The sequence below is a fragment of the Bradyrhizobium sp. USDA 4503 genome, from assembly GCF_054055815.1.
The window spans coordinates 1,726,974-1,739,271 of the sequence record NZ_JBSRXS010000001.1; the positions used below are offsets into that span (position 1 = coordinate 1,726,974).

At 64.7% G+C, this 12,298-nt stretch carries 13 protein-coding genes; 1 reads left to right on the forward strand and 12 read right to left on the reverse strand.

Annotated elements, in window-relative coordinates:
• The 12 genes from ACVMIH_RS08320 to ACVMIH_RS08375 all read right to left on the reverse strand — a co-directional run bounded on the left by ACVMIH_RS08320 (window position 1) and on the right by ACVMIH_RS08375 (window position 11,311).
• Window positions 1-474 carry a phage tail terminator-like protein gene (locus ACVMIH_RS08320; protein WP_456861258.1) on the reverse strand — a complete coding sequence of 158 codons (474 nt, stop codon included), beginning with the start codon at window positions 472-474 and terminating at the stop codon, window positions 1-3.
• Complete coding sequence (locus ACVMIH_RS08325; RefSeq protein ID WP_456861260.1) at window positions 474-1,127, reverse strand: hypothetical protein; 654 nt, start codon at window positions 1,125-1,127, stop codon at window positions 474-476. Before ACVMIH_RS08325 ends, ACVMIH_RS08320 begins: the two co-directional genes overlap by 1 nt.
• Window positions 1,127-1,462 (reverse strand): hypothetical protein, encoded by a 336-nt coding sequence (locus tag ACVMIH_RS08330; RefSeq protein WP_456861262.1) that lies wholly within the window; start codon window positions 1,460-1,462, stop codon window positions 1,127-1,129. The genes ACVMIH_RS08325 and ACVMIH_RS08330 overlap by 1 nt, the downstream gene beginning before the upstream one ends.
• Complete coding sequence (locus ACVMIH_RS08335) at window positions 1,462-2,127, reverse strand: hypothetical protein (protein ID WP_456861264.1); 666 nt, start codon at window positions 2,125-2,127, stop codon at window positions 1,462-1,464. Before ACVMIH_RS08335 ends, ACVMIH_RS08330 begins: the two co-directional genes overlap by 1 nt.
• Window positions 2,128-2,194: 67 nt before the next feature.
• Window positions 2,195-2,728, reverse strand: a complete 534-nt coding sequence (locus ACVMIH_RS08340; protein ID WP_456861266.1) for a Rho termination factor N-terminal domain-containing protein — start codon at window positions 2,726-2,728, stop codon at window positions 2,195-2,197.
• Between the two features lie 135 nt (window positions 2,729-2,863).
• The gene (locus tag ACVMIH_RS08345) at window positions 2,864-3,307 is read right to left on the reverse strand and encodes a hypothetical protein (RefSeq protein ID WP_456861268.1); all 444 of its coding nucleotides are present in this window, start codon (window positions 3,305-3,307) and stop codon (window positions 2,864-2,866) included.
• Window positions 3,308-3,393: 86 nt separating this feature from the next.
• The gene (locus ACVMIH_RS08350) at window positions 3,394-4,731 is read right to left on the reverse strand and encodes a phage major capsid protein (protein WP_456861270.1); all 1,338 of its coding nucleotides are present in this window, start codon (window positions 4,729-4,731) and stop codon (window positions 3,394-3,396) included.
• A 150-nt stretch (window positions 4,732-4,881) separates the two neighbouring features.
• A complete protein-coding gene (locus ACVMIH_RS08355; protein WP_456861272.1) occupies window positions 4,882-5,880 on the reverse strand; it encodes a phage major capsid protein in 999 nt (332 codons plus the stop codon).
• A gap of 65 nt (window positions 5,881-5,945) precedes the next feature.
• Window positions 5,946-7,328 carry a S49 family peptidase gene (locus ACVMIH_RS08360; RefSeq protein ID WP_456861273.1) on the reverse strand — a complete coding sequence of 461 codons (1,383 nt, stop codon included), beginning with the start codon at window positions 7,326-7,328 and terminating at the stop codon, window positions 5,946-5,948.
• The gene (locus ACVMIH_RS08365; protein ID WP_456861275.1) at window positions 7,306-8,937 is read right to left on the reverse strand and encodes a phage portal protein; all 1,632 of its coding nucleotides are present in this window, start codon (window positions 8,935-8,937) and stop codon (window positions 7,306-7,308) included. The genes ACVMIH_RS08360 and ACVMIH_RS08365 overlap by 23 nt, the downstream gene beginning before the upstream one ends.
• A 62-nt stretch (window positions 8,938-8,999) precedes the next feature.
• On the reverse strand, window positions 9,000-10,742 hold the full coding sequence (locus ACVMIH_RS08370; protein ID WP_456861277.1) for a terminase large subunit: 1,743 nt from the start codon (window positions 10,740-10,742) through the stop codon (window positions 9,000-9,002).
• Window positions 10,739-11,311, reverse strand: coding sequence for a hypothetical protein (locus ACVMIH_RS08375; protein ID WP_456861279.1), 573 nt, complete (start codon window positions 11,309-11,311; stop codon window positions 10,739-10,741). The genes ACVMIH_RS08370 and ACVMIH_RS08375 overlap by 4 nt, the downstream gene beginning before the upstream one ends.
• A gap of 589 nt (window positions 11,312-11,900) precedes the next feature.
• On the opposite strand from ACVMIH_RS08375, the gene ACVMIH_RS08380 reads away from it, so the two are divergent.
• Window positions 11,901-12,212: a hypothetical protein gene (locus tag ACVMIH_RS08380; protein ID WP_456861281.1), complete on the forward strand. Its 312-nt coding sequence runs from the start codon at window positions 11,901-11,903 to the stop codon at window positions 12,210-12,212.
• Window positions 12,213-12,298: the final 86 nt, after the last annotated feature.

A 12,298-nucleotide genomic window follows, 5' to 3' on the forward strand; every position in this document is an offset into this window, starting at 1 on the left:
CTATTCGGCCTCGGTCAGGCCCCATGCGATGCTGGCTGACATCAGGTAGTAGTTCGCGTTCTCGGCACCGGGATCGCCAGATGCCAGATCAGCGGCCAAGAACTCGAGGCGGTCTTCCAACAGCGTCAGGCCCCTGAACATCCGGACAAGTCCCTTCGCGATGCGCCGTGCCTGGCCGGCACCGGTGTTGCGCGGCGTGAAGACGTGAAACCAGAGAGTGCCTTCCTCGTCCCAGCGATTATCGCCGGCGCCCTCGCCGCCCCCGATGCTTTCCTGTCCGTAGAAGGTCGAGACCAGCATGACGAGAACCCACGGCGAGATCTCGCCGCTCGGCGCGCTGTCGCCCTCGTTCTCATAGACGAGCGGCGCGACCGCGAAATCCCACTGGCCGTCGACCTTTACCCCGGTCTCGTTATCGACGTAGCCGAGGAGCGCGCGGATCGCGTCGTAGACCTCGTCGTTGAGCAGATCCATCAGGAAACCTTCATCGACAGAACCAGCGCCGGATAAGTCATCTGCGCACCGGCCATGGTGTCGGGCCGAAGCTTCCGCCGCGCGTACGGCCGATAGCCGCGCCGGAAGTGGCCCTTCAGGATGTAGCCGCCCGGGAGCGGGATCAGGGTCCGCTTCGCCGTAACGAAGTTGCCGAAACGCGCCATCACGGCTTTCTTGACGTCTTCGATGATGCCCGGCGGCACCGACATCTGCATGTGACCGACGTCAATCTTGCGGCTGTACGGCTGGTTGTTGGTCAAGATCACCGTCGCGTTGAGCGGGATCTCGTCGAAACTCTTCACGACGCCACCGGGCGTCATGATGAACCATGAGCGCTTGTAGCGGCCCGAGTCATCCGGCGATCGCTCGACCGCGGTCTGCAGCGCGTACTCAACAATCTCGCGCCACCAGTGGAACACGTAGAGGATCGGGCCCGGGGGCGCGACCGTCTCTTCCTCGGCGTCAAGCCGACCGTTGACGTATTTCTCGTACCGCTCGGAGCCGATGCCTTCCTGGATGGCCTTCGACAACTCGGACCGTGCAAATGCTGCGAGCCCCTTCGCGATGTTCTCCGGCGCCATGCCGGCGGTCGCGAACTTGAGATCCCGCTCGAACGTCGAGATCCTGGCCATCACTGCCCCGACGTGACGATTTCGTAGCAGCCCTGATACTCGCGATGGTCGGTATCGACCGTTTGCACGGTCGTCGGCCAATCGAGGTTCGGACCAAGATAGATGTTGTCGCCCTTCGCGACCGGGGTCGGAAATCCCAGTGCCTGCAGGTCGAGCACCGACACGATGAGGTGCCTGGTGCCCGCCGTGATGCCGTTCACGTACTCGTCCGGCGAATAACCCTCGATAACGGCCTTCACCTGCGCAGTCGCGCCGCCTTTCGCGCGCTTGAAGCGGACCATGTGCCCGCGACGGTTGATGCCGCGGCGCGCCCTCGCTGCTGCTGCGGCATCCATCAGCCGAACTCCGGCTCGTAGCCGTGCTGCTCGAGCGCGGCAGCGATATCGGGCGGGAATGCACCGTTTTCGCCGATCTGGCCGACCCAGTATTCAAGGCGCTCGATATCGGTCGTCCATTCCGACTTCACCGTGGGATCGCGGTCGGCGGCAAACCGTGCGGCACGGATCATGCCGATGACGGCGCCCTCGATCGCCAGAGGGAGTGTGAAATTGGCGGTTGCCGGCAGCGTCCAACCGGCCTTGAAGCGGACCACGGTACGGACACCAGGTGCCCAGCCGATGCTCGGCGGCGGAACGACCCCAAGCCGCCACATCTCGCCGGTACCGCCGTCGAAGTCGTAGTCGGTCGGGTCGATCGTGACGGTGCCGATCGTGACCGAAACAATCTCGGTAACCGGATGACGCGCCAAGATCATCGGCCCGCGACGACGGCGAAACCACGGGCTGTGGACGAACTTCTCCTCCAGCGTCTCGAGCCCGAGCGTCTTGGAGCCATCAACGGCGGCCGGGACCAAGAGATAGTCGCACACCATGGCCGAGAGCCGGTCGATCAGGCGGCCGATCTTGGCGTCTTCGGTGCCGTCGGTGATCCCCAACTCGGTCTTGACGTTTTCCAGCGTCGTCAGTTTGCGGTCAGTTGCGGGCTCGACGACGGAGAACATGCGCAAGCACCTCGCGGGCCATGCGCCCGAGGCTATTGCCCCGGGCGCTGGGATTGCACAGCGACGGTTAGGACGCGGCCGCCGGCACCGAGCCAGCCTTCACGGCCTCGACGATGTCCGCCTTGGCGGTCTTGCCGCCCAGGTCGATGTTCTTGTCCGCGGCCAGCTTCTGGAGCTCGGGCACGGTCAGTTCATCGAAATTGCCAGCCTCGATCGCGGCCTTCACCTTGGCGTCGTTCTCGATGGCGCCGATGATGTCTGCCTTTTTGGTCAGGCCGGAGATGTCGACCTTGCGCTCGGCCGCGATGGCCTGGAGCTCGGCGACGGTCTTCTTGCTGAGATCTCCGTCGTCGGCGTTGTCCTTGCCACCGGTGCCTTCCGGCTGCCGGCGCGACGCGTTCGGATCCTGCCGATCGGCATCCTGCAGCTTCAGGGCGACGTCGGACGACGCGCCGCGTGCCTTGGCCGCGTCCTCCTCGGTCGTGAAGTGCGCGACACCACGCTTCACCCAACGATCAGCCGAGCGCGGAGACAGCGGGTACGTCTTGCCCTCCTCAAAGCGGGTTTCGTTCGCGGTGCCGGCATGCTCGTTGTCGACCACGCGGGTCTGGTCGAACGTGATATTCACCTTGTCATCCATCGTGGTGGACTCCTGCAAGAATGGGTTTGGCAGCGCTTTGGAGCGCTGCCGCGGTTCGGTGCTCACGCTGAACTGAAGGTCAGTTCAACGCAGCGGCTACTTGATGGTTTCGACCAGCGACGCCGCCGGTGCCGCCGGGGAATACCGCGCGCTGACGCCGAGCAGGACGGCGGTCGACGGACTCGTCGCGACGGCAGTCGTCATCGACAACCGCACGAACGAGAAGCCACCGTTGCGGTCCAATTCCTCGGCGCGGACATTGATCTGCGCCTGCTTGTTGGACTTGTCGGTGCCAGCCTGCGTCAGCTGCGTGATGGCCTTGCCGACGATGTCCTTGGCACCGGTACCCGTACCGTCCTGTGCCTGCTGGAGCTTGGCGTCGATGGTGCCGTTCACGCCCAAGGCGCCGGCCGCGATGATGGCGAGCAGTTCCTCGAACGTCGCCATCGACACCCAGTTCGTGGTGAGGGTGCCGGCCGCGTTGGCAGCCGGGTTGATGATGCCGGCCAGGACGACTTTCTCGCTGGTGAGCGAAGTCATGGAGATCTCCGTGGATTGATGGGTTCAGGGGTGATCTTCGCAGGCGGGCGGCGATCAAGACCGCCGCCCGGTGCTCAGACCGCTGGTTACGGCCGGTCGGCGAGCGTGACGAACGGGCTCAGGGTGTCGGCACCCTTGAACGGCGTCAGCGGGGCATCCCAGATCGGCTGGCCATCCATGCGCAGGACGAACCGGAAGGTCGTTTCGTCATTGATGAACCGGGCGTGGATCGAGACGTCCTGCTTCAGGCCGCCCTTCTGGATCGTCAGGTACTGCTGCAGATCCAGCAGCGCGATGTCGCCCTTGTCGCCGAGCTGCGAGTTGAACTCGGTCGGGACAATCGGGCGGCCGAGCAGCGTGGCGTACGGCTGACCGGCGATGCTGCCCTGCGGCAGGTAGATCGGCATGTTGCCGATCTTCATCAGCATCAGCTGCGGCTCGATCTGCTGGTTGATGGTCCAGATCGCGCTCTGGCGGCTACGCAGCCACAGGCGAGCCCACATCTTGACGATGTTCTCGACCACGACGGTGTCCGCCGCCTGGCCGCCCTCAGCCGCGATGGTGACCAACGCCGCCGACTTCATGACACCGGCCGGCATGCCGGCGCCGCTGCCCTCGAAGATGGCGTCGTCGATCTTGAAGGCGAACTCGTCGCCGAAGACCTCCGGGATGAAGCTGTTCAGCATCACGGCATCCTCGAGCAACTCGTCGGTTGCGTAGAGGAGACCGGTCAGCTTGTGCAGCCGCAGATCCATCTGGCGGAAGGACAGCTGCGAGCCGACCTTCTGCTGGCCCTCGCCGGTCCAGAACGACTGGACGCCGCCGAAGCGGGTGCCGTTGGCGCGGCTCGAGTCCTTCAGCGCGTTGATCTTCACGCCGTTGGAGGCCGGGCTGACCGGCAGCTGGCGGGTGCGTGAGAGCAGATCCGAGCGGTCGTACGCACGGCTCATGAGCTCCGGCACGAAGTCCTGCTGGATCAGATAGCCACCGTCCTGGCCGCCGCCCTCGTTCATGCCGCTGGCGGCCTGCCACTCGAGGCGGTCGTCGACGGCGATCCGCTTGCCGGCGTTGGCGATCGCCACCATCTGCTCGCCGAGCGAACCGAACTTCTTCTTCGCTTCGGCGGGCACGGTCGGAGCGGTGCGCTCGGCACGCTCGCCCGCGGTCTCGGCGTTCGCACCCGGGGCCGGAGCCATCGAGCGCTGCTCGTCCATCAGGCGCTCCTGCTGGGCGATCGCCTGGTTGACGCGGGTCAACTCGCTGACCTGCGCCGGCTTGTCACCAGCGGAAGCGACGTCGTCCATGATTGCCGACAGGCGGGCCGCCTCGACATCGGTGATGGTGCCATCGGCCACCTTAGCGGTGAGCGCATTGGCTTCGGCGATCAGCCCCGCTTTCTTGTCGCGAAGTGCCTTGATCGTCATCTCGATCTCTCCTCAATAAAAAAGGCGCCCGGGAAGGGGCGCCTTGGGTTTCGATGGACTCAGTGGAGACTGCGGTCTCGACCGAGCCCGCGTAGACACGCGAAGATCAGGGTCGCGACTGCGCCCCCACTCCGCGAATTTCGGTAGGAGTCAGCGCGCGCCGAGCGCGACGAAGGCCGACTGCTTGTTGGTGGAGTTGCGCGGCGTGATCGGCGTCTTCCACGCAGGCGCGCCGTCGACGCGATAGCGAAGCTTGAACGCCATCTCATCGGTCACGAATTTCGCGTGGATCGAGCTCAGCACTCCGCCCGCCTCCTGCTCCTTCTCCGCAACGATGTACTGGCTCATGTCCGCCAGAACGACGTCGCCGGCGGCGCCGAGCGGTGCGGTGTACTCGCAGAGCTCGACGGGCATCTGCAGCAGCCGGCGCTCGCCGTTCGAACCGGTCTCGAACAGCTTGGTGCCGGTACTCTCCTCCAGGGCGACGATCTGCCCAAAGGCGTCGTTGCCCATCATCCAAATCGCCGTGGCATGCGACGGGCCCCAGAGCCCGGCGGCCATCGCGGAGAGGTTGGTCGTGGAAATCGTCCCAGCCGCCTGGCCGTTATCCTTCGGTACCGTCAGCAGACCCGGGGCATTCAGGATCCCGAGCGGCTCGCCGACGCCGCTACCTGCAACGATCGCGCGCTCAATCCCGAATGCCGCTTCGAGGCCGAAGATCCTGATCAGCGCCGCGGCGAGTGCCGGCGCATCCTCGTTGAGCTCTTCGGTGGTGAAGAACATGCCGAGGAGCTTCTTGAGTTTGAGCTCGAGCAGATCGAACTTCAGAGAGGAATCGTTGGCGTCGCCGCCCTGGTCCGTCCAATACATTCGGGCGCCGCCGAACCGCGAGTTCACGGGCTGTTCGGCGTCACCGCGATCGGACTCCGAGATCGCCGGGATAATGAGCTTGTCGCCAATGGTGAGGGGCTGGCGATCGCAGCGAGCCAGAATGCGGCCGGTGGCGTAGACGCGCGTCCACAAGGCCGCGGCAAACTCCACAGGGACGAGGAAGCCGCCGTCCGGTCCGGAAACCCCGCTGAGGCCGGACACGGTAGCGGCTGGCACCAGGCGATGATCGCTGTCACCTGCCCGCGCGGCGTCGATCACAGCGGCGAGGAAACCGGCAAAAGTCTGGAACGTCATGGGCTTGTTCATGGAGCGACCGTTTCCTCTTAGGCGCCGAGCAAAGCGAGCCGGCGGCGGCGGGCCTCAGCGGCTTGCTTCCGCTCAGCCAATTCCGCCTCGACCTTGTTCGGCGGCGGCTCCGTGAAGCTGCTGCCGGCAGCCAGCGAGCAGACCCAATCGCCGATCGCCGAAACTCCGATCTTGCTGTAGACCGCGGCACCATTCTCGACTCCGATGGTGATCGTCTCGCCGGCGACCTTCAGGTACGAAGACGGGTCCTCGATCAAACCTTCCGAGATGATCGACTTGGCGGGCCACTGCTCCACGACGTAAATCTTGCGCTCGTCGCCCTCGACGTCCTGGCGGAGCGTGATCGGCGTGCAGCCTTCCGTGGAGAGGATCTGGTTCGTGGCGGCAGCCGCATCGATCTCGGTCGGACGTTCATCGCCCGCGGGCGCCTCGGCGGCAGCGGAGTCCGCGCTCTCGTCGGGGGCCTGTTCGTCACCGCGACGACGACGACCACCCTCTTCCGGCATCTCCATCGTGAGACCGACGCCCTGCAGGGCCATCTTGATCGTGGCGACGTCGTCGATCATGCCGAGACGCTTCGCCATCGGAGCGCTGTAGCAGCGGCCCTTGCCGAACTTCTCGAGCACGACGTCCTTGGTGACGCCGCGGCCGCGCGCGACAGCGGTCAGGAAGTCGTCATAGGTCTGATCGACCTCGGACTGATAGAACGCCTTCGCTTCGTCGCTCAGCGGCTCCATCGAGTTGCCTTCGGTCTTGTACTCGCCGGCATAGATGAAGGTCGGCTTGATGCCGTTGTCGGCCATCAGCGCCGAGCAGTCGTAGTGGCACATGAAGACGCCGATCGAACCGATGTCGCCCGACGGCACCGAGACCAGCTTGGTGCACTGGCTGCCGATCCAGTATCCGGCCGATGCGCACAGCGGATTGATGATGCCGACCACCGTCTTCTTGCGGGCCGCCCGATAGACAGCATCAGCCGCCTCCTGCGTGCCCGTGACGGCGCCGCCGGGCGTGTTGATGTCGAGCACGATCATGTCGACCGACGGATCGTTCGCCAGGCTGTCCATGATCTGGGACAGCAGCAGGGTCGAGAAGCAATACGGCTGGTACTCGAGGTCGTAGAGCGCGACGCCATGCAGCGAGACGAGCGCGGTATACTTGCCGGCCTTCGCGCTCGGCGACATCTGCGGGCCGGCCGACATCCGGACATGCTTCGGCTCGGTTCCGTCCTCGTCCTCGAGGCCATAGATCTCGCGGATTTCCTTGTCGTGGACCCTGCCGCGCGCGACGCGCTCGAAGAGGCCACCGAGGACCGCGCCGAAACCGTTCCGCAGGTCGAACGCAAACATCCGGCCGTTGGAACTCCGGATCTCGCGCTTAAACTGCTGCATCTTCCCCATTTTGGGCTCCGTGTTTCTTGAGGACGGCGGCGATCTGACCGGCGAGCTTCTCGTCTCGCCGATCGAGCAACGCCACGATGTCGTTGGCACCCAAGGCCTCGTCGCGCTGATGCGCGCAGTACGCCCGCGCGCCGTCGCGCGAGATCTGCAGGTTCTGCATCACGAAGCTGACGTGGCCGCCGTAGAACGCCATGATGAATTCGCGCATGCCGTCCGGATCGGCAGCGAACTTCAGCGAAGCCTTGCGGAGCGCCTGGTTCTCCTTCCGGGCGACTCGAGCCGCAACGGCTTCCGGCGTGTTGTCTTCGATCTTCTCGGGCGGCGCCGGCAGAGCCACCGCGAAGCGCTCATCGGCCGCCTGCGGCAGCACCTGCTGCTGCTGCTGATAGGCTCCGCGCGACACCTGGTCGGCCCACGGCTCGTTGATCCGGTTGAGGCCTTCCGCGACGCGGACCTCGTTGATGGTCATCCAGCCCGGGGCGCCGCCGGCGCCGAGCGCCGCCGACCAATAGTTCCGCCGGGCTTCGAGGTTGCCGCGCTCCAGCGCGTCGAGATTGAACTTCACCTCGTACAGGCCGGTCGCGATGATGAGGTCGCGGCGGATCGCCTGCTCGATTTTCCGGGCCCAAGGCCGGATGGTGTACTTCACGAAGTTGATGGACTGCTCTTCGACCGTCGACCGATTCGTCTGGTCGTCGACGCCGAGCATGTGCAGCGGGATGCGGAAGAAGCGCGCCAGTTCGGCGATCTGCCACTTCCGGGCCTCGAGCAGCTGAGCCTCGCTCGCCTTCATCGAAGCCGGCTCGAACTTGGCGCCGTCCTGGAGAACCGCCGGACGGTGGAAATTTTCCGGGCTGGCGTACTTCTCCATGAGGCGTGCGATCAGACGCCGCACCGCCTGCGGGCTCATCCGCTTCTGGGTGGTGATGAAACCGCCCATGTTGAGGTTGTTCGAGAAGATGCGCGAGGCGTACTGGTCCGCGGCGACGCCGAGGCCGATCGACTCGGCGGCGAGATCCAGCATGCTGAGACCATTGACGCCATCGAGCGACAGGCTCGGGATGCGCAGCACCTCGTCCTGCAGAAGAACCCGAGATCCTCCGGAAGTCGGGTTGGTGACGGTGAACCGCAGCGTCCCGTCACGAAGCTGGTCCTGTGTGACGCGATCGCTGCGCAGGAAGTTGAGTTGGTCGACCGCACCGCGGGCGCCCGGAACGATCTCGGCGTAACCGGTGCCGAACAGCACCGCATGCAGGATGATCGACTCCCAGAACTCGGCCGCGGTCTGCGTCCTGTTCGGCTGGAAGCGGATCAGTTCCGCTACCGGATGACCTGGCGCCGGCAGGCGGCCGTCATCCGGCATGACCTTGTTGATCGAGACCGGCAGGCTCGCGATGGTCTCGGCGAGAACCTTGGCACACGCCGCGAACGCCGACAGGCGCATCGCGATCATCGGTGTGATCCGGATCCCGGCCTTCGACCGCTTGCCTACCGACTCGTAATAGAAATCAGCATCGTCGCCGTAGTAGCGCTCCTCCTGCTCGCCGGAATCGTCTGCACGACGACCGAGCGACCACACTGCGGCAACGGTGTTGTTGATCCAACCCATGGGCGATTTCGGTCCTGATGAGTTGCGAGAAGGCGGCGGGGCAGCGATCGCGGCCGCCTGCATCACACCACGACGTCGTCATCCTCGTAGGCTGAGCCCGCTGGCTCCGGATTCATCGACATCAGGGAGACAGCGTCGAACACGGCCATCAGGGGATCGATCTTCGCCATACCGCTGATCTGCTTGGTGATGAGCGTTGCGTTTCCGCGCTGCTCGGCCTTTGCGTTGCCGATCGACCAGGACATCAACCGGGTGCCTTCATGGATCAGCGTGCCGGCGGCAACCCGCCGCTCCGCGTCCTTGATGGCGCCGTTCAGCTTCCAGCCCTGCGCGATGCCGACGATGCGCTCCTTCTCGAAGCCGCGGGCCTCGCTGGTGAGCTCGTCCACGATCGAACCGATGCCGGCGGCGTCGACTGCGATCGCGGGGCCTTCCGCCAACTTTCCCGACTCCTCGACCCGCGCCACGATGTCAGCGACCGCGGTGACGTCGTCGCCGGGCTTCTCCACCATCGTGAGCGTGTTTTCCTTGACGAACTCCGCGAGCTCGGTGGCGATCTGCTTGCGGCGCTCCAGCACGATCTCGTGCGCCCAGGCCCGCGCCCACAGCAGCCACTTCCGTTTCGACAGATCCTCAGCGGAACCAACTGCCCTCTTCTCTCGCCCCAGCACCGCGAGACCGAGAAGGTCGTCCAGCCCGCCGCCGTCGATCCCGATCACCGCGACCTCGCAGCGGTTGAGCAGATCCTCGAGCGACGTGACCCTTTCCTGCGACTTGTTCCAGAAGTCTGCGCCGGCCCACCGATCGGCCCGTAGCTTTGATCCGATCTGGACATTGAGGTGCTTCGCAAGGAAGACGTTCAGCCCGGCCTTGTCGCCGCGCCGCGCCTCGGTCAGTTTGTCGGTGATCCATTCCGAAAAGACGGAAACTTCGAGGTTCGGATTGGTGACGTAGAAGTTTGCCGGGTCGAGATAAGCCTCGGCCTCGAGCATCGCGTCCGGAAACTCGTAGAGCATCCCGAGCTTCTTCGGATCCGAGATCTTGCCGTCGCGGATATCGCGGTAGAGCTTCAGCTTCTCGAGGAACACGCCGGTCGGCGGTTCGTCGGAATGCGTCGACAGGAAGATGACGAAGCCTTCCGGACGTGACACCAAGCCGCCCGTCGCCTCCCGAAACATGGCCTCTGCGTTCGCGCGCTTCCCGAACAGCCAGAGCTCGTCGATCAGGACGAAGGACGCCTTCTTACCGCCAACGGTGTCGGTGTCGGCGGCCACGACCCGGAGCACCGCGTTCGTGACCCGATGCGTGATCTGCCGAAAATTCTCCTGGACATGAAGGAGGTCACGCAGTTCCTCGTCGCGGTAAACCATGTCGCGCGCCGGGTCGAACGAGTTCTTCGCAATCTCGATCGTCGGCGCCAAGATCAGGAGCTGAGCGGAATGCCTCCAGTTCCGTATCAGCGCGGTGATCATAATGCCCGCGGCGATCGTCGACTTGCCGTTCTTCTTGCTGATCAGCAGGAAGAACTCGTCGATGAGCCTCTTGGCCGTCGAATGGTCGTACGCGCCAAAGATGGCGAGCACGAAATCGAATACCCATTGCTCGCCGGCCTCGCCAAACGTCGGCGGCCGCATCTCGCCGGTTTCGGGGTCCTCGATCGGCGTGGCGTCGACGATGTGCAGCGACTTGAAGACCTCAAGTGCCGCATAGGCCTCATTCGGGAAGAGTGGCCCGAACGGGATCAGGCTCTCCCTGGCAACGATCCTCCGCTCCCAGTCCGGGCAGGCCGTTGACCAGGATCTCACTGGTTGTTCACCACCAGCTTAGGCGGCTCAGGTGCTTTGAACTTGCCGCCGACATTCTCGGCGGCCGCCTGACGCTCTTCCTTCTTCCCCAGCCTGGCGGGCTTCGGTGCCGCCGCAGCAGCGGCCTGTGGCTTTCCGCGCTCGCCAACGGAGCCGGCCGCGCGCGAGACCTTACCCATTTCGTCGAGGCGCTTGATCGCCGAGACGTTCTTCGCGTGGGCGGCCTCGAACAGAAGCTTGGTCACCTCAGCACGCTGGTTCGCGTATCCGTTCTCGAGCTCGTTGGCGCAGTGCTTGCGCAGGGTGTCGACATCGACCTTCAGCGCCCGGGCGATCATGGCCTCAGACTCGCCGCAAAACTTCAGCCGCTCGACCGTCTGCCGGTCCGCGATCGACGGCGCCCATGCCGGACGACCGCCCTTGTTGCGCTTCGCCGATTTGCTCGACGTCCCGCGCTTTTTCGGTTTCGACGCCTTCCGCTTCGCCGGCTTCGCTTCAGCGCGATCGCTGGCTTCCGCAGGATTTTCGTCGGCGGTCGGTTTTTCGGTCATTTTGCGAGTTCCGGCCAAAAATTCGGGCCGCCTCAAAAAAATTGTGCAGGTGCCACCCCGAGCGGTCCCGGGTCCGCGCGCCGTCGGGAAATTGCCCCCGGGGGTACGGTTCGGCCGGATTGCTGGCGAGATGGGCGGGTTTAGGCGCCGTTCTGGCGGGTTTTGCGTGCGATTGGCGCGGTTGAGGCGCGCCGAGCTATGGGCGCCGAGGCCTTGCCGGATGGCCGAGGCCGATAGCCTGGCTGATTAGTGTCAACCCGTGAGGCTGGCGCCGCTGGCGCCGCGCCGCGCGCGGTAACCGTCCGCCTTCTCTCTCGCCTAGCGTGCCTAGTGGCGTTGTGTGGTTGACGTTGCGGCCTAGCGTTCATCCGCCGAGGCCGAGGCGCCGAGGCCAGAAACGCTAAACCCGCCGAGGTTTCCCGCGGCGGGTTGGCTGCAGCGACACTCCGCCGAATGCCTGTTCTGAATCATAACTGGAGTCGGAGTGTCAAATCCGGTTCCGCTACTCGGCGGTGCATGACGGCGCCGCGCGGCCTCGGCCTCTCCCTGTTCTGTGATAGCTATTCGCTAGATGGACTGTTCAAACTCACGGGATAGGGAAAACGACATGCCTGCAGCGAAGGCCAATAACCCGGCGCCGAGGCAAGCCGGCAAAGGCCGCGCCTATGCCTCGGCCGGCGCAGCAATGCGAATCAGCGCGGCCGAATTCATGGCTTGGCAGGAAGAGCTAGGCCTATCCAATGGCGCCGCAGCTGCAGCGCTGTTTATCTCGCCCAATACGGTTACAGCGGTGCGCGCGGAAGGCGGTAGCGCTGAACTGGCGCTGAAGTGTCGCGCCATCGCCGCCGGCCTTTCGCCAGCGCTACCCATGCAAGAGGCCTTCCGCCTCGGCCGGATAAACGCCATTCTGCAGGAATAGGCCGCAATTCCCTCTAGTGTGAGGCCGGCCGGCCAAAACCCTATCTTTTTTCACAGAACAGCGAATTATGGGATTGACAGGCACCG

Bases quoted from the DNA above. Each gene is read 5' to 3' on its own strand.
- ACVMIH_RS08325 (WP_456861260.1), bottom strand. From the start codon at position 1,127: ATGGCCAGGATCTCGACGTTCGAGCGGGATCTCAAGTTCGCGACCGCC.
- ACVMIH_RS08320 (WP_456861258.1), bottom strand. From the start codon at position 474: ATGGATCTGCTCAACGACGAGGTCTACGACGCGATCCGCGCGCTCCTC.
- ACVMIH_RS08330 (WP_456861262.1), bottom strand. From the start codon at position 1,462: ATGGATGCCGCAGCAGCAGCGAGGGCGCGCCGCGGCATCAACCGTCGC.
- ACVMIH_RS08365 (WP_456861275.1), bottom strand. From the start codon at position 8,937: ATGGGTTGGATCAACAACACCGTTGCCGCAGTGTGGTCGCTCGGTCGT.
- ACVMIH_RS08335 (WP_456861264.1), bottom strand. From the start codon at position 2,127: ATGTTCTCCGTCGTCGAGCCCGCAACTGACCGCAAACTGACGACGCTG.
- ACVMIH_RS08360 (WP_456861273.1), bottom strand. From the start codon at position 7,328: ATGGGGAAGATGCAGCAGTTTAAGCGCGAGATCCGGAGTTCCAACGGC.
- ACVMIH_RS08350 (WP_456861270.1), bottom strand. From the start codon at position 4,731: ATGACGATCAAGGCACTTCGCGACAAGAAAGCGGGGCTGATCGCCGAA.
- ACVMIH_RS08380 (WP_456861281.1), top strand. From the start codon at position 11,901: ATGCCTGCAGCGAAGGCCAATAACCCGGCGCCGAGGCAAGCCGGCAAA.
- ACVMIH_RS08345 (WP_456861268.1), bottom strand. From the start codon at position 3,307: ATGACTTCGCTCACCAGCGAGAAAGTCGTCCTGGCCGGCATCATCAAC.